The following is a 25,809-nucleotide window of genomic DNA, read 5'->3' on the forward strand; positions in this document are numbered from 1 at the left end:
TGGTAACGATACCAATGCGAAGGAGAGCAACGATGCTCAGTTCGACTCGAAGCGCAACCGTCCGCGGCGCACAGGTCACCGCGGCCGCGATCGTCCTCGGTGTCGCCGTGTCCGGTGCACCGCAGGCCGCCCAGGCAGTGACGGGATCACCCGACGCCGTGTGGCAGCAGCGCGCCAGTGCGACCTACGACGCCATGCAGGACGCCCTGTACACCGGTTCGGCGGGACACGGCCTGTACCGGGAGAACACCGACACGACCACCGGCAACCCGTACTCGTACCTCTGGGAGTACCGCGAAGCGACCCAGGCGACCCTCGATCTGCAGGGCGTCGACGGCGTCGGGCCCGCGTACGCCCACGCCGCTGCTGCACGCGTCGACGGCTTCGAGCGATACCACGCGGTCGCTCCCGGGGGCCGACCCGGGTACGAGTCCTACCTGCCCGCGCCGCTCGGCACCGGCGGCGACGTCTACTACGACGACAACGCCGTGGTCGGCCTGTCGTTCGTCAGTCAGTTCCAGGCGACCGACGACCCGGCCGCCCTCGACCACGCCGAGGCCGCCTTCGACGTGGCCGTGCGGAGCTGGAACCCCGACACCACCCTGACCTGCCCGGGCGGCTCCGACTGGATCGACCGCCCGGACAACACCACCCGCGCTGCCAACGTCACGGGGCTCACCGCACAGCTCGCGGCGCACCTGTACGAGGAGACGGGCACCTCGTCCTACCTGCGTTGGAGCACGAAGCTGTACGACTGGAACAACCGGTGCCTCAAGGAGTCCGCCGGTCTCTACCGGAACAGCATCAGTGACGACGGCACGGTCGACCCGACCCTGTGGACGTACAACTCGGGCGCGATGATCGGCACGGCCACCATCCTCTACCGCGCGACGGAGGACCCGAAGTACCTGCGACAGGCGACGAACGCGGCCACGGCGTCGCTGCGGTACTGGACCGCGGAGAACCGCCTGCAGCAGCAGCCCGCCGTGTTCAACGCGTTCTACATCAAGGACCTGCTGCTGCTCGACTCCGTCCAGCACGACCCGTCCTACCGCGCAGCCGCCGAGCAGTGGGCCACCGCGACCTGGCGGGACAACCGCGACCCGGCGAGCGGGCTGTTCCACTTCCAGCCGAGCGGAGGCGGCGACCCTGACTGGGACCGCCCCGCTGCGACGCTCGACCAAGCCGCGATGATCCAGGTCTTCGCCGCGCTCGGCTGGTCGTCCGACCGACTCGGTGAGGTCAGTTGAGCACGGACCAGACCGAACGGGCTCCCGTCGGCGTCCTGGACGTCGGCGGGAGCCACGTCACTGCTGCGCTCGTCGACCCGACGGACCCCGGCGACGTGCTGGTCGAACGGGGCGCGGCGATCGATCCGCACGCGCCGCTCGGCGTCCTGCTCGAGCAGCTCACCGGTCCAGCACGGGAACTCACGACGAGGCGACCGGTGCGCGGATGGGCGGTCGCGATGCCCGGCCCGTTCGACTACCGAGCCGGCACCGGGACCTTCGCCGGCGTCGACAAGTTCCGGTCACTGGCGGGCATCGACCTGCGCGGCGCCCTCGCCGAGCGGCTCGAGGTCGGACCGGACGCAGTGCGGTTCTGCAACGACGCCGTCGCATACGGCATCGGCGAGTGGGCGGCCGGTGCCGGTGCACGCGCCCACCGGACGATCTGCATCACGCTGGGGACCGGCGTCGGCTCGGCGTTCCTCGTCGACGGCGTCGAGGTCAGCACCGGCGAGACCGTGCCCGAGGAGGGCGAGGTCCACCGGCTGACGATCGACGGCCGTCCACTCGAGGACACGTTCTCCTCCCCCGCACTCCGTCGCGACCAGCTGCGACGCTCCGGACGGACGAGCTCGGTGGAGGAGATCTGCGCCCTGGCCCGAGCCGGGGACGACATCGCCCGCGAGGTGCTCGACACGGCGGCGTCAGCGCTCGGGGTCGCACTCCGGCCCTGGGTGGATCGCTTCCGCGCCGAGCGGATCGTGGTCGGCGGTTCGATCGCGCGGGCGTGGGAAGTCGTCGCGCCGGCGATCCGGGCGGGTCTCGGACGGGCGACCGACGACGCCGTGGTCGCCCCCGCGGCGCTCGGCACCCGAGCACCGCTGTCGGGTGCCGCCGTCGTGTGGCAGCGGCACCCGGACCTCAGTCGCTGAGTCCGGTCCCCCGGACGGACGCCTTCACGGTGCCGAGCCGCTGGCCGGCCCCGGCACCGCAGGGTCGGATCGTGTAGCGACCCACACTCGCGGGGACGATGAAGGTCTCGGCGTAGTGCACGACGAACGGTTCGAAGGCGTCGTCCGGGCTCTCGACGACGGCCTCGGCGCCCTCGACGAGGTTCAGCACGTTGACGGTGCCGTCCGTGTCGTGCAGCACGACGCCGTCGAACCAGTGTCGACGGACCTCGATGAACTCGAGCTCGTGCAGGCCGGTGCGTTCCTCGACCCAGCCCTCACCACGTGCCACCTCGGTCACCTGGTTGACGAGTTCGTCCCGCGCGAAGTCGGTGCGGCGGTCCCACTGGATGTTCGCGAAGGCGTGGTCGAGGTGGACCGGTCGTGGCACGCCGTCCAGACCCACCCGGCCCCAGTCCCACATCTTGAACGTGAAGATGTACGGCGTCGCGGAGATCTCCAGGACCATCGAGTCGGCGCCGGAACAGTGCACGGTGCCGGCCGGGATGAGGAAGTGGTCGTGCTTCTTCGCCGGGAAGGTGTTCACGAACCGGTCGGCCGGGAAGGGCTCCTGGCCGTCCGACGCCGTCCGGAGCGCTGACCGCATGGCCTCCGGGTCGGCGTCGTCGCGGACCCCGAGGTAGACGACGGCGTCCTCGGCGGCGTCGAGCATGTAGTAGCTCTCGTCCTGCGTGTAGGGCATCCCGAACACGTTCTGCATGTAGTCCGTCAGTGGGTGGACCTGCAGGGAGAGGTTGCCGCCGGACATCGTGTCGAGGAAGTCGAAGCGGATCGGGAACTCGGCACCGAAGCGGGCGAAGGTCCTGGCACCGAGGAGCTCGCGCGGGTGTCGGAACACGAGGTCGAGCGCCGGGAGCTCGACGACCGTGTCGTCGACGCGGAAGAGCAGGCTGTTCTCCTCCGGCACGCAGTCGAAGCACCACGCGTAGTTGTCGGCGTCCCCGACCTCGAGGACCTCCTTCATCCACTGGCCGCCCCACACCCCTGGGTCGAAGAACGGGACGACACGGAATGGTCGACGGCTCGCGAGCTCGAGGCCGGCGCGGAACGTGTCGGCCCCGATCAGCTTGGCGTCGGCCATCGACCCGTTGCCGTCGAGGACCAGGTCGATGCGGTCGAACAACGTGCGCTTGTGCCGGTCGGCGATCCGCCACTCGACGAAGTACCCGCGCTTGACCTTGCGGAGCTGGTCCTCGTCGCCGTTGTCGGCGCGCCAGTTCGGGGCACCTGCTCGCTGTCGGCGTTGGATCTCCCAGCGGGCGAGGTCGGCAAGCACCACCGTGTCGAACGTCGTGGGGACGAGGGTGGCACCCCAGCCGATGACCACCACGGCGCCCCCGGCCGACCGGACGCGCTCGGCGACCTGCTCGAGGCGCTCCTGGTCGTAGAGGTCGCTGAGCACCTGGTGCCCGAGCACGCCGAACACCCGGTCGTCGGTGAGGTTCGCGGCGATGCGGTCCTCGATCTCGGCGGCGGGCAGGGCAGCTGCGTCCTCGACGTCGATGACGAGGGCGTCCGGTGCTGCGGCGGTGAGTTCGCGGCGGAGCCCGTCGAGGTCGCTGCCGGGGTAGGTGTCCACGGCCATCGTCCGGGGACCGGGGCCGTCGAGCCGCGACGCGAGCTGCTGCCAGGTGCGCTCGGCAGCCCAGACGTCGTGGCCGGGCGGGAGGTCGATGACGGGGGCCTTGTCGTACTGGCCGGCGGTCACGCCTGCGGGCAGGGAGGCGGTCATGGGACCCCTTTCGCGCTGATAACGTTACCAACACTACCGCTGAACCTGCGCGCGGACGCAAGCCGAGCCTCCAGGCCGAGTGGACCGGCCGACCGAGCAGGCCGACCGTCTCAGTGGTGGACGATGTGCACCGGGAGCTCGACGAGCCGCGGCGGCTGGCCGTCGGCAGACCCGTCGAGACGTGACAGCAGCATCCTGGCGGCCACGCGGCCGAGCTCGGCGGGGTCGTGGTCGATCACCGACAGCGGGATCGGCGCCATGTCGGCGAAGTCGAACGAGTCGAACGCGAACAGCCGCGGCGGCGCGGTGACCGATCCGTCGGCGGTGCCCCGCGCGATCGCGCGGATGGCCCCGACGCTGATCCGGTTGTTCGCGGCGAAGACCGCGGTCGGCGGATCGGGGAGCACCAGGAGCTCCCGCATCGCCCGCTCGGCCGCGTCGGCGTCCTGGAGCTCGAGCACGATCAACCGCTCGTCCGGGTCGGTCCCGCTCGCGGCGAAGGCGCTCCGGAACCCGGCCAGGCGACGCTGCCCGGTGGACACGGTGACCTTGTTGCCGAGGAAGGCGATCCGGCGGTGCCCCTCGTCGAGCATGATCGAGGTCGCCTCGCGGGCGCCGTGGACGTCGTCGATGAGGACTGCGTCCGCTGGTGCGTCCTCGACCGTGCGCGAGGCGAGGACGAGCGGCGCGTCGTGCAGACGTGCCGCGGTGAAGCGCTCGCCGTCCTGCCCCACCGGCACGACGATGAGTCCCTCGACCTGGCGACCGAGGAAGTCGGAGAGCAGCTGGCGCTCGAGGTCCCCGTCCTCGTTCGTGGTGCCGACGAGGATCCGGCGCCCGGTCGCAGCGACCACCTGTTCGATGCCCTGCACGACGCCTGCGTAGTACGGGTTGCCGATGTTCGTGATCATCACGCCGACCAGGCCGGACCGCTGCCCGGGTCGCAGGCTGCGGGCGTTCTCGTTGCGGTGGTAGCCGACCTCGGCGATCACGCGTTCGACGTGTTCGCGCAGTGCCGGTCGTACGTTCTTGCCTCCGGAGAGCACCCGAGAGACGGTCATCGGACTGACCTCGGCGACCCGGGCGATGTCCTTCACGGTCATCGCGGGCTTCCGCTCCGGTCCCGATCCCGCGGTTGCCTGCATGGGTCCCATGTATACCCGACGCTCCACTTGCGGCCGGACCGCCGCCGTGTATGCTCCCCTTGGTAACGTTATCAATTCACCGTCGAATGGAACGCCCGATGCCTCATCCGTTCTCCAGCGGGCCCGGAGTGACCCGCCGGACCGCCCTCGCCCTCGGCGGCGGCGGTCTCCTCGCCATGGCACTGGCGTCGTGCGCCCGTGGGTCCGACACGCTCCCCTCGGCCCCGGGCACCGTGACCCTGAACAGCGACAACCCGACGTGGGGCCCCGGCTACGCGGCCGCGTCCGCCGTGCTCGCGAAGCGCATCGGGTACGAGATCACGTCCCGATCAGTGGCCAGCGTCGCCAACTACGGACAGATCATCCGGATGACGGCGCAGACGAACAGCACGACGGACCTCATCAAGTGGACCAACGGCTACCGGTTGCAGGACATCGCCCGCGCCGACATCCTCACCGACCTCAGCGACGTCTGGGACGACGTCACCGAGCGCGGCTGGGTCGACCCGGCGCAACGCGAGTCGTTCAGCTACCGCGGGAAGCCGTACGGCGTCCCGCTCTACAAGAGCTACTACGCGGTCTTCTACAGCAAGAAGGCCTTCGCCGAGCACGACATCGCCGAACCGACCACGTTCGACGAGGTCATGGACGCCGCGCAGAAGCTCAAGGACGCGGGCATCACGCCGTTCCTCTCGCCGGGTGCCACGACGTGGGAGGCCGAGATCTGGTTCATGCAGCTGCTCGCCTCGACCGATCCCGCGTACTACCAGGCGGTCACGACGAACAAGGCGAGCTACACCGCGGACCAGGCCACCGAGGCCATGGACCTCTGGTCGGGGATGTACGCGGACGGCTTCTTCTCCGCGCCGGACGTCACCTCGAACGACCTCCCCGGACTCGTCGGGAAAGGGAAGTTCGGCATGATGCTCTACGGCACCTGGTTCGCGAACACCCTGCTCGCCGCCGGGCTGACCGACGACGACATCGGCTTCTTCCGCGTCCCGCCCCGTGGCGACGCGGAACCGGCCGTCATCGTGGAGAGTGGTTCGCTGTCCGTGCCGGTCAAGGCGCATCGACACCGTGCAGCCGTCGACGTCGCGAAGAACTGGCTCGCCACCGACGTGCAGACCGCGTGGGTCGGGTTCCTCGGCGACACGAGTCCGAACCCGCACGCGCTGCCGAAGTCGAACCTCGTCAAGGACCTCGCGAAGGACGTCGCCCGCGTGCGACCCGTCGAGCTGACGCGCTACTGGGAGGCGTCGCCCACCCCGTTGGTCGAGGGCAACGTGCAGGACCTCGGCGCGTTCATGGTGAACCCGTCGAAGGCGAACGGGGCCGCCACCCTCCGCTCCATGGAGAACCGCGCCCGGACCGAGTGGAAGACCTGGAACGCCGCATGACACTCACGCAACCTCCCGTCCCCGAGGCGGCGGTCGACCCGCAGGCACCGGCAGCGCGTCCGCCCCGGGCCGCGCCGGGCCACCGTGTGCCGCTCCGCGTCCGGCTGACCGGTGGCGCGTTCCTCGCCCCGTCGGTCCTGCTCGTGCTCGCGCTGCTCGTCGCTCCGTTCCTGTTCACGATCTACCGCAGCTTCTTCAACGACAACGGCTTCACCCGGAGCTGGGTCGGGTTGGGGAACTACCGAGCGATGTTCGCCGACCCGGCGTTCGGCCAGTCGGTGCTCAACACCTTCCTGTGGGTGGTCGGCACACTCCTGTTGCCCGTCGGCATCGGACTCGCGATCGCTGTCGGCACCTGGAAGCTCAAGCTCGGCGCACTCGCACGCTTCGCCATCGTCCTGCCGTACGCCATCTCCGGGTCGGCGACCGCCGTGGTCTGGACCTTCATGCTCTCCACGGACGGCGGCCTGGACACGCTGCTGCGGGCGATGGGCCTCGGTCCCCTGGTGTCGCAGTGGCTGCTGCAGTGGCCGCTCAACACGGTGATGATGATCATCGCGACGACCTGGCAGGCCACGGGCGCCTGCGTGATCCTGTTCCTCGTGGGGCTGCAGTCGATCCCGCCGAACACGCTCGAGGCCGCCCAGATCGACGGCGCCTCCGGCTGGCGGTTGTTCTGGTCCGTGACCTTCCCGCAGCTGCGCCCGATGACCGTCGTCGTCGTGGGCATCTCGATCGTCGGCAGCCTGAAGGTCTTCGACCAGGTGCTGCTGCTGACGAACGGCGGTCCGGGCACCGCGTCCGAGACCCTCGCGCTCACCATGTACCGCGAGACGTTCACGCTCTCCCGGTACGGCTCGGGTGCAGCAGTCGCCGTGTTCCTCACCGTCGTGGTCGTCGTCGCCTCGTGGGCGTACCTCCGCCGGCAACTCCGACCCACCGACTAGCAGGAGACCGCAGATGACCAAGACCTCCCGTCGCGTCCTCGCGGCCGTGCTCATCGTCGTGTCCCTGATCTGGCTCATCCCGTCGTACCTGCTCGTCGTCAACGCCTTCACCAAGGGCGCGGACTACTCGGGCACGCCGTCGTGGTGGCCGACCTCGTGGTCCCTCTTCGACAACATCGGCATCGCGTTCCGGAACGCCAACGTCGGCCAGGGCATGCTGAACAGCCTGCTCTACTCCGTGGTCGGAGCCGGGGCCGCGGTGCTCATCGCCGCGCTCGCCTCGTTCGCCGTCACGATCATGCCGGTCAAGCGCCCGACCTTCTGGTTCTGGGTGATCTACATCGGGACGATCCTGCCCCTGCAGGCCTTCCTGTCCCCGCTGTTCACCGGGTTCGCGGCCACGTCGCTGTTCGACACGCAGTACGGCATGCTCCTGGTCTACGTCGCGCTGACGATCCCGTTCGCGTTCTTCGTCGTCCGCGGGCACATGTCCGGGCTGCCGAACGAGGTCCGCGAGGCCGCCTCGCTCGATGGTGCCGGGTGGGTCCGGATGTTCTTCCAGGTCCACCTGCCGCTCTCGACGAGCGCGCTCCTGGCGGCGTTCGTCTTCCAGTTCACCTGGATCTGGAACGACCTGCTGTTCGGCCTGACGCTCTCGTCGAGCCCGAACATCCGGCCGGTGATGGCCACGCTCGCCGACCTCACCGGCAACTACTCCACGTACGGGCCGCCGGTCGCGCTGGCCGGGGCGCTCGTCGCGTCCCTGCCGACCGTCATCGTGTTCTTCGCGTTCCAACGGTTCTTCGCCCGCGGGCTGAACCCGACGGCGTGAGCCCGACCGCCTGACACCCACGGCGTGAGCCCGACCACCCGAATCCTCCTCCCGACCACCGAAGGAACCCCAGCTCCGATGACCGAACCAGCCCTCGTCTCCGCACAGCCCTGGTCCCACCTGGAGGCCCGTGACGGGCTCCTCGACCGCGCCACCGTGGCCGCCGCGACCGTGGGCAACCTCCGGGTGCGGGTCATCCCGGAACCACTGAAGACGGTGCGCGACGGCGTCGCCGTGCAGAGCGTGCGCCTGCTCTTCGACGGGGAACCCGACGGCCAGACCACCGGCGAACGCGACGGCCAGACCGCCGGCGCGACCAGCGACGAACCCCGTGACGTGACGGCGGTCCTCACCGGCCCCGACGGCGTCGACCGCGTCATGGGCACTGCCCCGGCGCCGGACACGACCTCCGTCCGGTTGCTGGTCCGCACGGTCGACGAGCCGACCGACGTCACCCTGACCGTGGCTGGGACCGAGTCCGAGACCGCCACCGACATCTCGTTCGTGCTCCTCCCCCAACGCGACTGGTCCGTGCACGTGGTCCACCACTCGCACTTCGACTTCGGCTACACCGACCCGCAGACCACGGTCATCTCCTCCCAGCGGTCCTACCTCGACTCCGCCGTCGAACTGGCCGCGGCGACGCGTGCGTGGCCAGAGGCATCACGCTTCCGCTGGAACGTCGAGGCACTCTGGGCCTTCGCCGACTGGGAGCGCCACCGTCCCGCCGCCAAGGTCGCCGAGTTCGTGGAGCTGGTCCGCCAGGGCTCGATCGGCCTCAGCGCGATGCCCTACAACCTGCACACGGACACCTGCTCGACCGAGGAACTGCACGAGCTGCTGCGCGAGGCCCGCCGGATCCGCGACCAGTACGGCATCGACTTCACGACGGCCATGCAGACGGACGTCCCCGGGCAGGTCGCCGGGCTCCCGGACGCCCTCCACGACGTCGGCGTGCGGTACCTCGCGGTCGCCCACAACTGGGCGGGGCGGTCGATGCCGCACCAGAACGGCGCCCTCGACCTGCCGCGGCTGTTCCGTTGGCGGACCCCGGCAGGCAACTCGATCGTGGTCTGGATGACCGACAGCCCGCACGGTCTGGCGTACATGGAGGGTCCGATGGTCGGGCTCACCGAGTCGTACGAGGTCGCTGAGGCCTACCTGCCCGCCTACCTGACCGCGCTCGCGACCCGCGGTTACCCGTTCCCGCCCGGTGTCTTCGGGGCGCACGGCGAACAGGCCGAGGGTCGCTCGGGCTACCCGTGGGACGTCCTGCACCTCCGCACCCAGGGGTTCATGGGCGACAACGGTCCCGCGCGCCTGCATCTCTCCGAGGTCGTCCGCCGCTGGAACGACACCTGGAGCTCACCGACGCTCCGGGTCTCGACGAACGAGGACTTCTTCGCCGAGGCCGAAGCGCGCCACGGCGACGAGCTCGTCACCGTCGAGGGCGACTGGGGCGACTGGTGGGTGGAGGGCGTCGGGTCGGCCGCAGTCCCCCTCGCCCTGGCACGCGAAGCCCAGGTCGCCGTGAGCGACGCCCGGTCGTTCTCCCAGGCCGCAGCCTGGCTCGGCGGGCGGGCCGTCCCGACCGAACGAGCCGATGCCGACGCCACGTACGACGCGATCTCGATGTTCAACGAGCACACGTGGGGTGCGAGCAACTCGTGGACGCACGGCGACGAGGGCTACGACTCCGGCGAGCGCCAGTGGCAGTGGAAGGTCGCGCAGGCGATCACCGCTCACCAGCGCGGCCGCGACTTCGAGGAACACGCGCTCGTCTACCTCGCCGACGCCGTCGCCGCCCCCGAGGACGCCCGCACGGCGATCGTCGTCGCGAACGCCTCCGGTGCGGCCCGGACCGGGGCCGTGCGGTTCCTGCTCAAGGAGTCGACGGTCCCCCTCGACGCACACGTCACGCTCCGTGACGGCCGCACCGGTGCCGACCTGCCGATCGTGGTCGAGGCGCAGTCGAACTCCCTGCACCGCGAGTCGGGCCGGTGGATCACTGCGCAGCTGGCCGACGTCCCCGCGTTCGGCTTCGTGCGGGTCGACGTCATGTCGTCGGACTCCGCCCCCGAGCTCCCCCGGACCCACGACGCGCTGATCATCCCGGCGGCCGACCTCTTCACGCTCGAGAACGCCTACCTCCGCGTCGCGGTCGATCCCCAGACGTCGACGATCCGCTCCGTCGTCGAGGTGGCGACCGGGCGCGAGGTCGTCGAGCAGCACGCGCCCGCCGGCTTCAACGGGTACGTCTACGACGAGTACGGCTCGTCGGGAGCCGGCGTCAACCACCTGGCGAACAAGCTGTGGAGCTCCGATCGTCTCGAGCTCCTCGCGTCGCGGACGACCGGGGGCCCAGCCGTCCTGGTCGAGCGGGTCTCCGACGCCGTCGAGGAGCGCCTGGTCTACCGCTTCGCCGCTGCCGGGGTCGACAGCGTCGAGGTCACCCTCCGGCTGCGCCACGGCGAGCCCCGCCTGCGGATCGCGAACCGCCTGGCGAAGCCCGTCACGCGGACCAAGGAGAGCGCCTTCTTCGCGTTCCCCTTCGCGGCCGAGCAGCCCGTCGTCCGGTACGAGGTCTCCGGTGGCGTCACGGGAGACGGCCTGCCGCACATCCCCGGCGCTCCGCAGCACATGCGCGCGATCCGCAACTGGGTCAGCGTCGAGGACCAGGACGCGGCCGTCGTGTGGGTGACGAAGGACGCTCCACTCGTCCACCCCGGCACGATCTCCCTGCCCTACGCGCCGTTCCCGGCGAGCACGAGCCCCGCCCGCTCCGCGACGGTCTACTCGTGGGTGCACAACAACGTGTGGGACACGAACTTCCCGATCGAGCAGGGGTTCACCGCGACCTTCGAGTACGCGATCGGCGTCCGTGCCGAACCGGGTCAGCCGGTCGAGGCAGTCGCGCTCCAGACCACCGCGGACCTGGTCCGGCCGATGGTCACGGCACCGGCATCCGGCTCGGGCGCGTCGACGGTCCCGTCCGCCGAACTGCTCACGCTCGACGACGACCGTGTCCGGCTGGTGTCGGTCGTCGCCGGCGAGGACGACCAGCAGTCGATCGTCCGGCTGCAGTCGATGTCCGAGCACCCGGTCGACCTCACCATCGGCCTCGGCATCGCGGTTGCGTCGGCGGTCCGCAGCACCTACCTCGGCGATGAGACTGCCGGCACCGTCGACCTCCAGGGAGACCGGCTGCACCTGCAGCTCCAGCCGTACGAGTCCACGGCCGTCCGGCTCACCAGGTCGCCGTAGCGACGACGGACTGGAGGCTCCCTGCCAGCTGGTGGGGATCCTCCAGTCCGTCTCGCCCCGCGTCCGCCGTCACCTGTCCGCGCACTCCGGGAGCAGGCGCCGGTACTCGCCAGCCGCCGCCCGGCGGCCCCCGCCACCGCATCATCCGCCTCGATGCATCGCGGCACGGTGCCAGATGCCGACCCGGTTGCAGCGCGAACGGGGGCTACGGCGTGGGTGGCTGTGCGTCGGACACTGGCCGAGGCGACGTCCGGTTCGCCCGTGACCTCAGAAGGAGCTTCCCATGCAGTACGTCGTCCTCCAGGTGATCCTCAAGGAGAAGTTCCTCGGGACCGGTTCGGGCAACCTGACATCCCTCGAGCAGACCATCAACGAGCAGGCGGCGAAGGGCTACCGGCTCCACACGATCACCACGGCGAGCAGCGGGAGCAAGGGCCTCGGTGGCGGCGACCGCATCCAGGCCACGATGGTCTTCGAGAGCCTCAGCTGACGTCGGCACCATCGGGGGCAGCACGACTCAGTCGTCAGCCGTGTCGGCCCCCGTCCGGTTGAGTCGGTCGAGCACCAGTTCGGCCGCCTTGTAGAGCGCGATCGAGACGCCCGCCGCGACCGCTGCGCCGAGTCCGCGTTCCATGAGCGGCAGGAGCAGCAGCCAGAGCAGAAGGGCTGACGCAGCCTCCTGCGTGGTCCGCTGGAGCACCGAGCGCGCCGTGACGAGCCGCTCGACCAGGCGTTCGAGCGCACCGCCGAAGACGACCGCGATGCCGACCACCGCCATCAGGGCGAGGACGAGCACCGGTACAGGAACGGACCGCCGGACACCGCCGACAGCGGGCACGATGTCCGCTGCGATGACCCCGAGGACAAGCGGCGCGCTGCTGAGGAAGAACGCCGACAGGAACCACCCGAGGACGAGGAGTCGCTGCCCGAGGGGCGATCGTCGATGCATGCTGCTCCTCGCTCACGGTTGCGTATGTCACACGCTACCGGCAGGATGAGTCTGACCGGATGGTGATCGAGGAGGGGTGCGTCATGACCAGTCAGCAAGGAACGACCAGGGGCCGCAGACTCCCGGTGGCGCTCATGCTCGCGGCACTCGTGACCCTCGTCGTGGCGTTCGTCATGGCCGGTCCGGGCGTCGTGGGCCTGATCGCCCTCGCCGCACTGTGGATCGCGACGACGGCCGCGCACCTCGCCGGGAGCACACCGCCACCAGACGCCCTCGAGACGACAAGCCCGATGTCGTCGCCGGACCCCCAGCGGCCCCGATGATCGTCGTCGAAATCGCCGCAGCTGTGCTGGTCGCCCTCAGCGTCGTGCTCCCTGCCCGTGGCGTCGTCCCCCGCAACCGCTGGCTCGGCATCCGCACGGCGGCCACCCTCCGAGACCCTGACGCATGGCAGCGAGCACACCAGGCAGCCCTCGTCCCGATGCTCACGACCGCCGCGGGGATGGCCGTCGCCGGGGTCATCGGATGTCTGCTCGGCCAGTGGGACAGCGAGCCGCTCGTCGTGGCCATCGCGGCAGCAGCGGTGGCCGGGTCGGTCTGGAGCACCTGGATCGCCGTGCGCGCCGTCCGCCAGCGCCCCGAGCCGGACCACTCCGAGACCGATCTGCCCGATCAGGACCCCTCCGTCACACCGCCTCCGGGAGCACGATCACCTTCCCGCTGACCGGGCCCTCGGCAGCCTCGGCGTGCAGTGCCGGCAGCTCGGCCAACGGGATCCGCCGCGAGACCTCCACCCGCAGCTCCCCCGCGTCGACCAACCGCACCAGTTCTGCGAGTTGCGCGAGGTCGCTCCGCACGAACACGACGACGGACCGCACCCCGCGTTCAGCATCGTCCGGCGCGGGCATCCACGCGGTGGTGCTGACGACGACTCCACCCGAGCGGACCAGCTCGACCAGGGCGGCGAACTCCGCCGGCTCGATCGGCGCCAGGTTCAGGAGCAGGTCGACCGGCTCGGCCACGGCCTCCCGCAGGGACGACACCGTGTGGTCGACGACCTCGTCCGCACCCGCAGCGCGGACAGCGTCGGCGCTCCGCGGGCTCGCCGTGGCGATGACGTAGGCGCCTGCGCGCTTCGCCAGGCGCACCGCGTACTTGCCGACGACACCGCCCGCACCGACGATGAACACCCGCTGCCCGGCCTGCAGCCCGCCGTCGTCGAACAACGCCTGCTGCGCGGTGAGAGCCACCGACGGCAGCGCCGCCGCATCGGCCAGCGGGATGCTGGTCGGCGCGTGGACCAGCACGTCAGCGGGAGCCACGACGTACTCCGCCGCGCCGCCGTCCTCGCCCATCGGCAGGAACGCGATGACGGCATCGCCAGCCGCGAAGCCCTGGACGCCGTCGCCGAGCGCATCGACGGTGCCGGACACGTCGTAACCAGGCACGTGCGGGAGCGTCACCGGGATGGGCAGGACGCCCGCCCGCATGCCGGTGTCGGCGGAGCTGAACGCGGACGCTGCGACGCGGATCCGCACCTGGCCGGCGGCCGGCCGGGGCTGCTCGACGTCGACGTACTGCAGGACCTCGGGTCCACCGACCTCGAGGAAACGGACTGCCTTCATGGTGATGCCTCTCGTCTTGTGCTTCGAGTTCGCAGCAACTGGTGCTGACCGTAGCACTGCTTCGAACTCGAAGCAACGGTAGGATCGGACCATGGTCGAACCCCAGCCCGGACTCTCCCCGACGGAGCTCGCCGCGTACTTCGCCTTCACCGAGGTCAGCGCACTCCTCCGTCCCGCGGTCGAGCAGCAGCTCCGCGACGCCGGCGGCCTGAGCTACGTGCAGTTCCAGCTGCTCGCGCGGCTCGGCGACGACCCGACGGGCAGCCGCAGCATGACCGACCTGGCGGACGGCGTCGTCTACAGCCGCAGCGGCCTGACGTACCAGGCGCAGCTGCTCGACCAGCGCGGACTCGTCAGCCGATCGACCGCACCCCAGGACGAACGCCGTGTCGTCGTCACGATCACCGAGGCCGGCCGCGCCGTCCTCGCCACCGTCTTCCCCGGGCACATCGCCGTCGTCCGCGGCCTCCTCTTCGAGACGCTCACCACGGACGAGGTCGACTCCCTCGCGGCCGTCCTCGGCAAGGTCGGCGACCGCCTCCGCGCGGCCCCGCCGCGATCCGCGACCCCCCGACGCCGCAAGGCGTCCTGAGGCGTTCCGCGGTCGGCCACCCACCGGACGGGAGGCTCCCCACCGGCCCGGTGGGGAGCCTCCCGTCCGGTGTTCCGCGCCATCGCGGACCCCGCAGCCGTGCTTGCTGTCGGCCCACGTCGTCATCTACGGTGGGCGCAGAGGGAAAAAGCCCGCGCCACGTGCGCCGGGCGCGCGCACGTGACTCGCTCGAGTCGCCACTTCTTCACCTGAAGGAGTGCGCTCATGTCCGCCGTCCCCACGCTCCGTCGCCTCGCGCCGAGTTCGCTCCGCGAGGCGTGGCTCGCCCTCGCCGGCCTGTCCGCCGTGTTCCTGTTCGAGATGCTCGACAACTCGCTCCTCAACGTGGCGCTGCCGACCATCGGCCGTGAACTCCACGCCACCACCACCGGGCTGCAGTGGGTCACGGGCGCCTACTCCGTCGTCTTCGGTGGGCTGATGCTGCTGTTCGGCGCCGTCGCCGACCGGGTGGGTCGCCGCCGCGTCATGCTGGTCGGGCTCGTGCTGCTCGGGGTGGCGAGCCTCGCGACCGTGGTCGTCACGACCACCCCGGAGCTCATCGCCCTCCGCGCTGTGATGGGCGTCGCCGCCGCGATGACCACCCCGGGGTCGATGGCGCTGGCGTTCCGGCTCTTCGACACCGAGGACCTGCGCGTCCGCGCCCTCACCGTCATCTCGACGGCGGGACTGGTCGGCCTGGCGATCGGCCCGACCATCGGCGGCCTGGTGCTCGCCGTGGCGCCGTGGCAGGTGCTCCTGCTCGCGAACGCCCCCATCGCCCTGGTCGCGTTCGTCGGGATCCGGACCGGCATCGGCCCCGACACCGCAGAGGGACTCCACCGGGCCCCGATCGACGTCGCGGGCGCCCTCCTCGGGACCGCGACGATCGCCGGGGCCCTCGTGACACCGACGCTCGCGGTCGACCTCGGCCGGTCGTGGCAGACGTGGGCGGTGGCTGCGATGACCGTGGTGGCAGCTGTCGCGTTCGTCCTGCGTGAACGGTCGGCCCGGCACCCGCTGCTCGACCTCGCACTCGTCGCTCGGCCGCTGGTGACGAGCGGACTGGCGTTCAAGGCCGGCGCGGGACTCGCCGTCGCGGGGCTGTCCTACCTCGTGACGCTCCAGCTGCAGTTCGGCTGGGGCTGGTCACCGGCGGCCGCCGCCGTCGGGATGCTGCCGCAGGTCGTCGTGCTGCTCGCCAGCGGCCGGTTCGTCGGGCCGTTCGTGCAGCGGGTCGGGCTCCGTCGGGCGGCAGCGTCCAGCTCGGTGGCCGTCGTCCTCGGGCTCGGGGTGTTCGCCGCGTTCGGGCACCTCGGCTACGGGTGGGTGGCCGCCGCACTCATGCTCGTCGCTGCCGGCATGCGGGTCGTCGGCGTGGTCGCCGGCAACGACGTCCTCCGCGGGCTGCCCGCCGACCGGACCTCGATGGGCGCCGCGCTCGTGGACACGGCGAGCGAGCTGGCGACCGGGGTCGGGATCGCGGCCTCGGGAGCGGTGCTGGCTGCCATGGTCAGCGGGAGCATCGCGACGACCGTCTGGACGAGCACGCGGCTGGCGCAGTTCGAGTCGGGCGTGCAGGTCGCCGGCGTCGTGCTGACGCTCGTGGCGGCCGCGCTCGTGACGGTCGCGATCGTGCGGTCCTGCCAGGGCCAGGACGCGAGCTGACGGGTCAGGAGGCCGGCGCGCCGGAGGACGCGGGCGCGCCGGGTCGGGAGGGGTCAGCGCCGCACGAGCGCCGCGACCGCGTCCACCACGACCTGCCGACGTCGGGCCGGCATCATCGCGGTGACCAGGGTGTCGAACTCGGGGCTGGTCTCGCTCCAGAACGCCGCCAGGTGCACCACGAGCCCGAGCAGCACCGCGGGACGGAGGGTCCGCGGCAGGACCCCCGCGCGCTGCGCCCGTTCGATCTCGGCGACCGCCTCGGCGTTGCTCGCGACGACCGCCTCCATCGGGGCTGCGTCACCGCGCTCCAGTCGGTACCAGGTCACCAGGCGCTGCGCCCACGGCCGCTGCACCGCGGCGTCGTGCAGCCGCCCGGCGTACTCGGGCAGGTCCTCGGCGTCGAGGGGCACGAGTGCGAGCGTCTCCGCGAGGGTCTGGGCGTAGAGCGCGTCGAACAGGCCCTCCTTGCTGCCGAAGTAGTGGAAGATCTGCGCCTTGTTGCTCGAGGACGACGCGGCGATGCGTTCGATCCGGGCGCCGGTGATGCCGACCGCCGCGAACTCCTCGCGTGCTGCGAGCAGGAGCTTCGCACGCATGGTGTCGGTGGGCGGGGGCGTGAAGGTGGCCATGTCGATCACCGTACCGAGCGGCGGGTCGCCACGGGGCTCCAGGCCGCAGCCCGTTCCCGACGACGGTGCGTCGCGGAAAGCCGCGCGACGCACCGAGACCGAGCCTCCCGACCGCCCGCGCGTAGCGTCACGAGCACCACCCGGTCTCTCGACGAGGAGCACACCCATGTCCGACACCACCCCCAGCGACCAGCACCACATCGCCGACCTGATGAACGACGCGAAGGTCGCGATGCTCACCACGATGACCACGGACGGCAAGCACGTCAGCCGCCCGATGGCGCTGCAGGAGGCCGAGTTCGACGGCGACCTGTGGTTCTTCGCCTATGACGACTCCGCCAAGGCCGAGCAGATCGGCATCCACCCCGAGGTGAACGTGTCGTTCTCGGACACGAAGGGCCACTCGTGGACGTCCCTGGCCGGCCGCGCGAGCGTCGTCCACGACCGCCAGAAGGCCGAGGAACTGTGGGTCAAGCCCCTGCAGGCCTGGTTCCCGGACGGGCTCGACACGGCGGGCCTGGCACTGATCAAGGTCGAAGCGGACTCCGCCGAGTACTGGGAGGGGCCGAGCAGCACCGTCGCGTACATCGCGAAGACCGCTCGGGCCGCGGTCACCCGCAACCCGGACAAGGACCCGATCGAGAACGGCACGGTCGAGCTCTGACCGATCGGAGTCGCGGCGCGGCCCACGTCAGGGCAGCAGGACCACCTTGCCGTCGAGCGTCCGCGACTCCGCGAGCTCCATCGCCTGCACGATCTCGGTCAGCGGGAACCGGGCGGCGATCCTCGGCGTGACGACCCCGTCGCGCACGAGCTCCAGCACCCGCCCGAGGTCCTCCACGAGGTGCGCGCGGAACCGCTTCGGCGTGCGGCTGTGTCCGCTCCACAGGTCGTAGAACACCGCGCGCTGACCGGGCAGCGCGTTCCAGAACGCGATGCGGCCGATGTGGGACAGGAACGGCGGCCACAGGCTGCCCGTCCCGCTCACCGCGTCGATGATCGCGTACGAGACCAGCACACCTCCGCGGGCGAGCAGGGACCGAGCGGTCTGCGTCGTGGCACCGCCGATGTTGTCGAAGACGGCGTCGACCCCGGCCGGAACGAGCGCGCGCACCCGGGCTTCGAGCTCGGGGTCGGCGTAGTCCACGGCGTCGACGCCGTCCCGTCGCAGGGCCTCGTGGTGCCGCGGGGACACAGCGGCGATCACGCGGACGCCGTGGTGCCGGGCGAGCTGGATGAGCACACCGCCGACGCCGCCGTTCGCCCCGAACACCAGGATCGTCTGCCCCGGACGCACCCGCGCGGCACGGTGGAGCATCTGCCACGCGGTGACGCCGTTCACCGTGACGGCCTCGGCGTCCTCGGACGCGACACCGTCCGGCACGAGGACCGAGTCGCGCTCGGCGACGACCGCGCGTCCGGTCCAGGCGCCCGTCTTCGTCAGGCTCGCCACGCGCCGCCCGGTCATCGCGGGGTCGACATCCGGGCCGACCGCGGTCACAATGCCGACGAGGTCGTACCCGGGTGTGAAGGGGAACGCGGGCTGCATGAAGTAGCGGCCGCGTCGCATGGCCCGTTCGGCGTACGAGATGCCGGTCGCCTCGACGCTGACGAGCATCTCCCCCGCTCCAGGTGCCGCGACAGGGGTCTCCTCGACCAGGAGCCCGGCCGGCTCGACGATGCCCGGCAGGACGACGTGGGTGGTGGTGTCGTTCATGGTGGTCTCGATTCGTTTGGTTACTGATTGGACAGTCACAACTGCGGACATGAAGAAGAAGGCGAGGAGCGGGGCAGCTCAGCGGTGCCGGATGCCGGCCGTGATCGACTGCGCCCACGACGCACCGACGGCCGACAGGTCCGTCTGCACGATGAGGTGACACAGCTGCCCGTACGCCACGAAGCGCTGGATGTCGGCGGGCGCCGCCCCCGAGGCCCGCTCGACGGCACGGACGACCTCGCCGAGTCCGCTGCGCACGGCGTCGCGGATCTCGGGCACGCTGCTGGCGCTCTGCGCGTGCGCCTGCAGCATGATCAGGTCGCGGTCCTCGACGAGCGCGATGTAGGCGTTCGTCATGGATGCCAGTCGAGCGGTCGGGTCAGACTCGGCGCTGGACTCGCCGGCCGCGGCGAGCGCCTCGGCGACGCGTTCGTAGGTGTCCTCGACCGCCGCGACGAACACGCCGAGCTTGCCGGGGAAGAGCCGGAAGACGTACGCCGGTGAGACTCCCGCCTCGGCCGCGACGTCCGCGACCGGGGTGGCGTGGTAGCCCTTCTCCGAGAAGACCCGGACGGCAGCCGCGGTGATCCGGGCACGCTGAGCCTCGGCAGTGGAGCGGGGGCTGGTTCCGGTGGCGGGCATGTGACTGATCAAACACTTACAAGCGGCTGCTGTCAAGAGCTGGACGGGAGGCGCGGTGCCAGCTGGCACCGAGCCTCCCGTCCGTCAGGGGGTCACACCGGCTGCAGCGGCGTCTGCTCGCCCTCGGGGAGCTCGACGCGGACCGCGTCGCCGTGCCGGACGACCCCGCCCGACACCACGACGCTCATCACCCCGCCCTTGCGCTCGACGACCCCGTCCTCGGTCTTGCCCAGCACCTCGCGCAGGAGCCCCGGTTCGAAGCCGTTGATCTGCTGGCACGGGTTGCGCAGGCCCGTGACGCGGACGCAGGCGTCGTCGCCGAGGTGCAGCAGGGTCCCCTCCGGCAGGCCGAGCAGGTCGATGCCGCGCGTCGTGACGTTCTCGCCGAGCTCCCCCGGCGCGACCGCGTAGCCGGCCTCGGCCACCTCGTCGAACAGCTCGGCGTGGATCAGGTGCACCTGACGGAGGTTCGGCTGCGAGGGGTCCCGCGCCACCCGTGAGCGGTGCTGCACGGTGGTGCCGGCGTGGGCGTCGCCTTCGACACCCCAGCCCTCGACGAGGGTGAGCTCCTGCACGACCGGCTTGCTGAACCGGTGGTCGCCGTCCCTGCTCACCGCGACCACGCGCGGCCTGTCCTCGTGTTCAGCGTTCATGGGGCGATTCTCGCGCACGCCCGGGGTCCTCGGGAAGCGCTGCCCGTAGTGTTCGACCGTGCCCATCGACCCGCGTCACTGGTTCCTGTCCCGCGACGAGCGCGGCAACACCGCCACCGAGGTCCACGCCGGTGCCGGTGACACCCCCGCCTGGTCCGAGGGCAACCTCGTCCGCCCACTGGTGCACGGGGCGCCGTACTTCGAGCGCATCCACGCCGAGCTGACCGCGCTCGAGCCCGGTGACCGCGTGTGGTTCACCGACTGGCGCGGTGACGCCGACGAGCGCCTGCTGCCCGACGGCCCCACGATCGGCGACCTGCTGGCCGACCGGGCACGCGCAGGGGTCGAGGTCCGCGGGCTCATCTGGCGCTCCCACGGCGAGCGCATCTCGGCGTCGCTCAGCTCCCGGGCGAACGAACTGCTGGGGCGGAAGATCAACGACGCCGGCGGCGAGGTCCTCCTCGACCAGCGCGTCCGCGTGTTCGGCTCCCACCACCAGAAGTTCTTCGTCATCCAGCACCGGGACGACCCCGCGCGCGACGTCGCCTACGTCGGTGGCATCGACCTGTGCCACAGCCGCCGCGACGACGCCGCGCACGAGGGCGACCCGCAGCCGGTCTCGATCGACTCCCGCTACGGCAAGCAGCCCGCGTGGCACGACGCCTCGATGGAGCTCCGCGGCCCGGTCGTCGCCGACGTCCTCGCCGTGTTCGCCGAACGGTGGGACGACCCGCACCCGCTCGACCGCAGCCTGCCGTACCGGATGCTCCTGCAGCGCCTTGCGCGGATGCCGCGCCGCCCCGAGCCGCTGCCCGAACGCACGCCCGCGCCGCCGCCGGCCGGGGACCACGCGGTGCAGCTCCTCCGCACCTACGGCGTGAAGCGCCCGCCGTTCCCGTTCGCGCCACAGGGCGAGCGGAGCATCGCGCGCGCCTACGGCAAGGCCTTCCGCACGGCCAGGGACCTCATCACCATCGAGGACCAGTACCTCTGGTCCCGCGAGGTCGCCACCGGCATCGCCGAGGCGCTCGAGCGGAACCCCGAGCTCCGCGTGGTCATCCTCGTGCCCCGGTACCCGAACTCCGACGGCGTGCTCGGCGGGCCCCCGAGCCGCCTCGGGCAGATCGACGCGATCACGACCCTCCGTCGCTCGGCCCCCGACCGCGTGGGGGTGTTCGACCTGGAGCACGAGTCCGGCCGCCCGATCTACATCCACGCGAAGGTCTGCATCGTCGACGACGCCTGGTTCACGATCGGCTCGGACAACTTCAACCGGCGCTCCTGGACCTCCGACAGCGAGCTCACCTGCGCCGTGGTCGACAGTTCTGCAGGGGACGGGTCGCTCGCGCGGGACCTCCGACACGAGCTCTGGGCCGAACACCTCGCGACCACCCCGGACGACCCGCGGCTGGACGGCTCGGGAGCCGAGCTCCTCGCGCTCTGGCGGTCCCACGCCCGGGCGCTCGACCACTGGTACGAGGACGGCCAACCGGGCCCCCGTCCCCCCGGGCGCATCCGGCAGCACGAGCCGGAGCCGGTGTCCGCGCTGCAGCGCCTGTGGGCCGCCCCGGCGGCGCGGCTCGCGGTGGACCCGGACGGGCGGCCGCGCGCCGTGCGGGGCACCACGCAGTTCTGACGCGACTCCGGGATCAGACGGGAGGCTCGGTGCCAGCTGGCACCGAGCCTCCCGTCCGTCTCGGTCTGAGCCCGGAACCCGCCGCCTGGTAGCTGGGCCGAATTTGATTCGCGCCGTGACGGATCTAGTCGGCTCGCCCCGGGATCCGCGAACCGGATCCGTCACGCCGGAGAACGAAAACCGGTGCTCGTCAGACACCGACACAGACACCGACCATGCTCGAGCGAGCGCGCATCGTCCGTAGATTCGACACATGCAGTGGAGCGAGAGCGGGCTGACCGACGCGCAGGTCGCCTTCGTCCGACGGGTGCTCCCAGCGGCGTCCGTGGTCTCCGACGAATCATGGGGGCTGCTCGACACCCGGGTGTTCCATGTCCAGAGCGGCGATCGCGAGTACACCGTGAAGGCCTGCGGCCCGCAGAACACGCACTTCGCCCGAGAACTCGCGGCGCACCAGGAGTGGACCGGCGCACTCGTCCGTCGAGGCGACACGTCGCGGATGGTCGCGGCGGACGTCGATGCCCGGGTGTTGGTCCTCGACCGCATCCCTGGGCATCTCGCACTCACGACGCCCGACGAGACCTCGGCTGACCTGCATCGTCAGGCCGGCACGGTCCTGCGGCGGTTGCACGACCAGACGGCCAGGATCGACGAGCACTTCCTGGCCGCCGAACAGGCGAAGGTGCTCGCTGCCCTCGACACCCCGCACCGCATCGCCCCTGCCAGCGCGGCACGAGCCCGGTCACTGCTGCAGACGTTCACCCCGGGCCCCGTGACGGTGGTCCCCACGCACGGCGACTGGCACCCGCGCAACTGGATCGTGCACGACGGTCGCCTGCACGCCATCGACTTCGGACGCTTCGCCTTCCGTCCGCCGGCGTTCGACCTCACGCGGCTCGCGGTCCTGCACTGGCAGAGCGACCCGTCACTCGAGCAGGCCTTCTTCGCGGGCTACGGCGACGATCCTCGCGAGCCGGACACGTGGCGCTGGCTGCAGCTCCGCGAGGCGGTCGGTACCGCTGTGTGGGCCTTCGCCGTCGACGACGAGACGTTCGAAGCGCAGGGACTCCGCATGGTCCGCGACGCACTCGCCGCGTTCTGACCGCCTCCGGTCCGTATCGGTCCGGTGCTCAGACCGTCGCTTCGGTCCCCCGTGCCTTGCCGACGACCACGTCGACGATCCCGGCGACCAGCGCCGCGGCGACGAAGCCGAGCGAGACGCCGAGCCCGAGTGGGCCGCCCCGGCGGCGCGGCTCGCGGTGGACCCGGACGGGCGGCCGCGCGCCGTGCGGGGCACCACGCAGTTCTGACGCGACCCGGGATCAGACAGGAGGCTCGGTGCCAGCTGGCACCGAGCCTCCTGTCTGTCTCGGTCTGAACCCGGAACCCGCCGCCTGGTGGCTGGGCCGAATTTGGTTCGCGCCGTGACGGATCTGGTCGGCTCGCCCCGGGATCCGCGAACCGGATCCGTCACGCTGCGAAACGAGGACTGCCGTCCGGTGCGGAGACCGTCGTCAGCGCGCCTCCGGTGCGTCAGGTGGGCAGCTGGAACAGCGTCGAGGTCGAATCCGCGGCGCCGATGACCACCGGGTCGTGGGTCGCCATCACGATCGTTGCACCCTGATCGGAGAGCTCGCGGACGAGGTGCACCACGCGATCGGTCAGCTCCGCGTCCAGGGCGGCGGTCGGCTCGTCCATCAGCACCACCGGTGGCTTGCGGACGAGGACCCTGGCGATCGCCACCCGCTGACGCTCCCCACCGCTCAGCTCAGCGGCTCGTCGTCCCAGGAGCGCCTGCGGCAGATGGAGGAGGTCTGCCGCTTCGTCCAGGCTCGACGGCTCGCCGACCGGGATGTGTGGCGCTGCCGCAGCGGCCGCCGTGATGTTCTGCCGGACCGTCCACCGCTCGACGAGGCCGGCGTCCTGGAACACGAACGCGACGCGGTCGCGGAGGTGTCGACGCAGCCCCGCACCCCGCAGTGCCGTGACGTCGTGGTCGAGGACCCGGATCGTGCCGGCACCCGGGCGCTCGAGTCCCCCGATCATCCGGAGCAGTGTCGACTTCCCGGCGCCCGAGGGTGCGACCACCGCGTGGACGTCACCCGCTCGGACGGTCAGATCGAGGGCGTCGAACAGCAGACGGCCGCCGACCTCGTGGCGGATGCCGATCGCCTCGATCGCTGGCTCGCTAGTACCCATGGGAGAGCAACTCCTTCGTCGTGGCGGTCCGAGCGGTGGTGACCCAGGTCGTCAGGACGACCAGCACGACGACCGCACCGAAGACGACCCCCACGGTCCGAGGAACGACGTCAGCGCCCGTGAGGCCGCTCAGCATCGCCAGGCCGAGGGCGACCGCGGTCCCTGCCAAGAGTCCCGCGGTCCGGAGCCAGGTCCGGAGATGGACGCGGCTCGGTGATCGTCCGTGCGTGCGGTGGAAGAGCAGCCGGTCGCGGTTCGCGAGGACGGAGGCCCGGGTGCGCACGACGAGCATGCCCACCGCAGCGAGGACCCCGGCTGCGCCACCGACCAGTGCGATGGGGAGGCACGCTCGGGCCGTCGCGACGCCGCGGTCGATCTGGTCGGCGAGCGCGTCGACCACGTACACGGACCGAGGGACGCCAGCGGCATCGAGCACCCGGTGTGTCGATGCGGCGCCACCGGTGAACAGGAGGTCCCCGGCGGAGCCGGCGGCGAAGTAGGAGTCGTCGTCGAGGAGGCCGGCTGACGCCGGGACGACGACGATGACGGGAGACTCCGAGTACGCCCGGTCGCGCAGGTCCGTCTGGCCGTAGTTGAAGACGGTACCGGGCGTGTATGTGGCGACGTGCGGGCGTTTCGGCGCCGCCCGGTTCGGGACTTCCCCGAGCGGCTCTCGGAAGGACATGCGCCACTCTGCCGCGATGGCCGCTGCCCGCTCTGCCTGGTCGCTCGGTACCAGGAGCCCCCACTCCCCGGGCCCGTCCGCCCCGTCGAGCGGATCAGGGACCCGCCCCCGGGAACGCTCGATGAACGTCGGGTTGGCAACGATCACGTTCGACCCTGGGTCCCCCGGGGTGTACCGATCACCACGAGCCGCTCCGGGCGCCCAGCTGAGGAGGACCCCACCCGAGGCCTCAGTGGCACGGACCGCCGAGGCGAACGGCTCCACTGCGTCCTCGAGCGCTGTGGGGCCGTCGAAGCCCTGGAAGATCGTCGTCGTGCACCCCGCGCATGCCTGCCAGTCAGGACGGCTGTCGCGGACGACGACGAGTGATCCCCATGCTGTCCCGGCCTGTGCGACGAGGAACACGACGAGCGTCAACGTCAGCACCTGCACGGCTGGCATCAGAACAGCTCCTCTGCCCCACGGCAGCCATCCCGAGAAGGCGGACCGGAACCGCAGGCGGCGCGGGAGCGAGCCCGACACGCAGGCCCCACAGACGAACGCCATCACGAGGGAGCCCCACACGGCACCACTCACGCCGAAGTAGGCGGCCAGCCGGTGTCCGCCGTTGTAGCCGTCGAGCGCTGCGATCGCGAACCCGCCGACGAGGACGAACGCGCCGGCTGCGAGCAGCACGGACATCCCGACGTCGCGCCCGGACGGCCACCGCACACCGAGCGTCCTGGAGACCGCTGTCACGCGTGCACGCGACGCCGCTCGGACGAACCCGAGCAGCCACGCACCGCTCATCGTGACCACTGCTGCCGTCACCGTCGGTGTGTACCCGACCATGAACCGGAAGAGACTGGCCCACCCGAGCGACTGCACCTGCGCCTCGACACCCGCGCGACCCAACGTCGTCGCGACGTCCTGGAGTGCGCGCGGCGGCAGCGTCGAGAGCCAGCTGCCGCGCGGGTCCCCGGCCGCCTCGAGCTCGGTGGTCAGGGAGACGTCGAACCGCGCGTACTCCCCCGCCGGGAACGCCCGGTCGTGTGCGGCCCGGTCACCGATGACCGGGACCAGCGTCCGCGTCGGGGTCCGCCCCGTCGGGTCCATCCGGACGCGGTAGAAGTTGGCGCTGCGGTGCTCTGCCTCCGACCGGAGGACGTCGACGACTCGAGCGGCCTCGTTCGCCTCGGAGATGATCAGTGCCGACCTGATCGTCGCCATCGACTGCGTGTCCTGAACGCTGAGCACGGCGAAGCCGATCAGGAACGAGACCACCGCGGCTGCGAGAGCGGTCCCCACGCGGAGGACG

24 protein-coding genes are annotated in these 25,809 nt (G+C 71.2%); 14 read left to right on the top strand and 10 right to left on the bottom strand.

Going from position 1 to position 25,809, the window contains the following annotated elements; all coding sequences use genetic code 11:
- The first annotated feature begins 32 nt into the window (after positions 1 to 32).
- Entirely contained in the window at positions 33 to 1,250 is a 1,218-nt protein-coding gene (locus OVA28_RS18640; RefSeq protein ID WP_268098059.1) for a glycoside hydrolase family 76 protein, read from the top strand.
- Positions 1,247 to 2,161, top strand: coding sequence for an ROK family protein (locus tag OVA28_RS18645; RefSeq protein WP_268098060.1), 915 nt, complete (start codon positions 1,247 to 1,249; stop codon positions 2,159 to 2,161). The genes OVA28_RS18640 and OVA28_RS18645 overlap by 4 nt, the downstream gene beginning before the upstream one ends.
- Here the strand turns inward: OVA28_RS18645 and OVA28_RS18650 are convergent.
- Positions 2,151 to 3,932: a class I mannose-6-phosphate isomerase gene (locus tag OVA28_RS18650; protein ID WP_268098061.1), complete on the bottom strand. Its 1,782-nt coding sequence runs from the start codon at positions 3,930 to 3,932 to the stop codon at positions 2,151 to 2,153. The two genes, OVA28_RS18645 and OVA28_RS18650, sit on opposite strands and share 11 nt — an antisense overlap.
- Positions 3,933 to 4,042: 110 nt before the next feature.
- Positions 4,043 to 5,077: a LacI family DNA-binding transcriptional regulator gene (locus OVA28_RS18655; RefSeq protein ID WP_268098062.1), complete on the bottom strand. Its 1,035-nt coding sequence runs from the start codon at positions 5,075 to 5,077 to the stop codon at positions 4,043 to 4,045.
- A gap of 98 nt (positions 5,078 to 5,175) precedes the next feature.
- Here OVA28_RS18655 and OVA28_RS18660 point away from each other — a divergent pair, with 98 nt between their 5' ends.
- The 5 genes from OVA28_RS18660 to OVA28_RS18680 all read left to right on the top strand — a co-directional run bounded on the left by OVA28_RS18660 (position 5,176) and on the right by OVA28_RS18680 (position 12,010).
- The gene (locus OVA28_RS18660) at positions 5,176 to 6,477 is read left to right on the top strand and encodes an ABC transporter substrate-binding protein (RefSeq protein ID WP_268098063.1); all 1,302 of its coding nucleotides are present in this window, start codon (positions 5,176 to 5,178) and stop codon (positions 6,475 to 6,477) included.
- A complete protein-coding gene (locus OVA28_RS18665) occupies positions 6,474 to 7,424 on the top strand; it encodes a carbohydrate ABC transporter permease (protein WP_268098064.1) in 951 nt (316 codons plus the stop codon). The genes OVA28_RS18660 and OVA28_RS18665 overlap by 4 nt, the downstream gene beginning before the upstream one ends.
- A gap of 13 nt (positions 7,425 to 7,437) precedes the next feature.
- Positions 7,438 to 8,256, top strand: coding sequence for a carbohydrate ABC transporter permease (locus OVA28_RS18670; RefSeq protein WP_268098065.1), 819 nt, complete (start codon positions 7,438 to 7,440; stop codon positions 8,254 to 8,256).
- A 78-nt stretch (positions 8,257 to 8,334) separates the two neighbouring features.
- Positions 8,335 to 11,520: a glycoside hydrolase family 38 C-terminal domain-containing protein gene (locus tag OVA28_RS18675; RefSeq protein WP_268098066.1), complete on the top strand. Its 3,186-nt coding sequence runs from the start codon at positions 8,335 to 8,337 to the stop codon at positions 11,518 to 11,520.
- Between the two features lie 283 nt (positions 11,521 to 11,803).
- Positions 11,804 to 12,010 (top strand): DUF4177 domain-containing protein, encoded by a 207-nt coding sequence (locus OVA28_RS18680; protein WP_194661555.1) that lies wholly within the window; start codon positions 11,804 to 11,806, stop codon positions 12,008 to 12,010.
- 27 nt (positions 12,011 to 12,037) lie between these two features.
- On the opposite strand, the gene OVA28_RS18685 is transcribed toward OVA28_RS18680, so the two are convergent.
- Complete coding sequence (locus OVA28_RS18685; RefSeq protein WP_268098067.1) at positions 12,038 to 12,469, bottom strand: hypothetical protein; 432 nt, start codon at positions 12,467 to 12,469, stop codon at positions 12,038 to 12,040.
- A gap of 83 nt (positions 12,470 to 12,552) precedes the next feature.
- Between OVA28_RS18685 and OVA28_RS18690 the strand changes: the two genes are divergently transcribed.
- Both OVA28_RS18690 and OVA28_RS18695 read left to right on the top strand, forming a co-directional pair.
- Entirely contained in the window at positions 12,553 to 12,792 is a 240-nt protein-coding gene (locus OVA28_RS18690) for a hypothetical protein (RefSeq protein WP_268098068.1), read from the top strand.
- Complete coding sequence (locus tag OVA28_RS18695) at positions 12,789 to 13,193, top strand: SdpI family protein (RefSeq protein WP_268098069.1); 405 nt, start codon at positions 12,789 to 12,791, stop codon at positions 13,191 to 13,193. The genes OVA28_RS18690 and OVA28_RS18695 overlap by 4 nt, the downstream gene beginning before the upstream one ends.
- Here the strand turns inward: OVA28_RS18695 and OVA28_RS18700 are convergent.
- Positions 13,156 to 14,094: an NADP-dependent oxidoreductase gene (locus OVA28_RS18700; RefSeq protein ID WP_268098070.1), complete on the bottom strand. Its 939-nt coding sequence runs from the start codon at positions 14,092 to 14,094 to the stop codon at positions 13,156 to 13,158. The genes OVA28_RS18695 and OVA28_RS18700 overlap by 38 nt on opposite strands.
- Before the next feature lie 91 nt (positions 14,095 to 14,185).
- Between OVA28_RS18700 and OVA28_RS18705 the strand changes: the two genes are divergently transcribed.
- Together OVA28_RS18705 and OVA28_RS18710 are read left to right on the top strand one after the other, a co-directional pair.
- Positions 14,186 to 14,686, top strand: a complete 501-nt coding sequence (locus tag OVA28_RS18705) for a MarR family winged helix-turn-helix transcriptional regulator (protein ID WP_268098071.1) — start codon at positions 14,186 to 14,188, stop codon at positions 14,684 to 14,686.
- A gap of 225 nt (positions 14,687 to 14,911) precedes the next feature.
- Positions 14,912 to 16,351: an MFS transporter gene (locus tag OVA28_RS18710; RefSeq protein WP_268098072.1), complete on the top strand. Its 1,440-nt coding sequence runs from the start codon at positions 14,912 to 14,914 to the stop codon at positions 16,349 to 16,351.
- 53 nt (positions 16,352 to 16,404) lie between these two features.
- On the opposite strand, the gene OVA28_RS18715 is transcribed toward OVA28_RS18710, so the two are convergent.
- On the bottom strand, positions 16,405 to 16,980 hold the full coding sequence (locus OVA28_RS18715; protein ID WP_268098074.1) for a TetR family transcriptional regulator: 576 nt from the start codon (positions 16,978 to 16,980) through the stop codon (positions 16,405 to 16,407).
- Positions 16,981 to 17,146: 166 nt separating this feature from the next.
- On the opposite strand from OVA28_RS18715, the gene OVA28_RS18720 reads away from it, so the two are divergent.
- Entirely contained in the window at positions 17,147 to 17,644 is a 498-nt protein-coding gene (locus tag OVA28_RS18720) for a pyridoxamine 5'-phosphate oxidase family protein (RefSeq protein WP_194661548.1), read from the top strand.
- Between the two features lie 27 nt (positions 17,645 to 17,671).
- Here OVA28_RS18720 and OVA28_RS18725 read toward each other — a convergent pair whose 3' ends face one another.
- From OVA28_RS18725 to OVA28_RS18735, 3 genes are all read right to left on the bottom strand, one after another.
- Positions 17,672 to 18,697 carry a zinc-binding dehydrogenase gene (locus OVA28_RS18725; RefSeq protein ID WP_268098075.1) on the bottom strand — a complete coding sequence of 342 codons (1,026 nt, stop codon included), beginning with the start codon at positions 18,695 to 18,697 and terminating at the stop codon, positions 17,672 to 17,674.
- Positions 18,698 to 18,775: 78 nt separating this feature from the next.
- The gene (locus tag OVA28_RS18730) at positions 18,776 to 19,339 is read right to left on the bottom strand and encodes a TetR/AcrR family transcriptional regulator (RefSeq protein ID WP_268098076.1); all 564 of its coding nucleotides are present in this window, start codon (positions 19,337 to 19,339) and stop codon (positions 18,776 to 18,778) included.
- 92 nt (positions 19,340 to 19,431) lie between these two features.
- Positions 19,432 to 19,992, bottom strand: coding sequence for an MOSC domain-containing protein (locus OVA28_RS18735; protein WP_268098077.1), 561 nt, complete (start codon positions 19,990 to 19,992; stop codon positions 19,432 to 19,434).
- 58 nt (positions 19,993 to 20,050) lie between these two features.
- On the opposite strand from OVA28_RS18735, the gene OVA28_RS18740 reads away from it, so the two are divergent.
- Together OVA28_RS18740 and OVA28_RS18745 are read left to right on the top strand one after the other, a co-directional pair.
- Entirely contained in the window at positions 20,051 to 21,628 is a 1,578-nt protein-coding gene (locus OVA28_RS18740; RefSeq protein WP_268098078.1) for a phospholipase D family protein, read from the top strand.
- A gap of 253 nt (positions 21,629 to 21,881) precedes the next feature.
- Positions 21,882 to 22,730 (top strand): aminoglycoside phosphotransferase family protein, encoded by an 849-nt coding sequence (locus tag OVA28_RS18745; RefSeq protein WP_268098079.1) that lies wholly within the window; start codon positions 21,882 to 21,884, stop codon positions 22,728 to 22,730.
- A 431-nt stretch (positions 22,731 to 23,161) separates the two neighbouring features.
- On the opposite strand, the gene OVA28_RS18750 is transcribed toward OVA28_RS18745, so the two are convergent.
- The gene (locus OVA28_RS18750; RefSeq protein ID WP_194663533.1) at positions 23,162 to 23,827 is read right to left on the bottom strand and encodes an ABC transporter ATP-binding protein; all 666 of its coding nucleotides are present in this window, start codon (positions 23,825 to 23,827) and stop codon (positions 23,162 to 23,164) included.
- Complete coding sequence (locus OVA28_RS18755; RefSeq protein WP_268098082.1) at positions 23,817 to 25,799, bottom strand: hypothetical protein; 1,983 nt, start codon at positions 25,797 to 25,799, stop codon at positions 23,817 to 23,819. Before OVA28_RS18755 ends, OVA28_RS18750 begins: the two co-directional genes overlap by 11 nt.
- Positions 25,800 to 25,809: the final 10 nt, after the last annotated feature.

Source organism: Curtobacterium sp. SL109 (assembly GCF_026672405.1).
Classification (GTDB): Bacteria; Actinomycetota; Actinomycetes; order Actinomycetales; family Microbacteriaceae; genus Curtobacterium.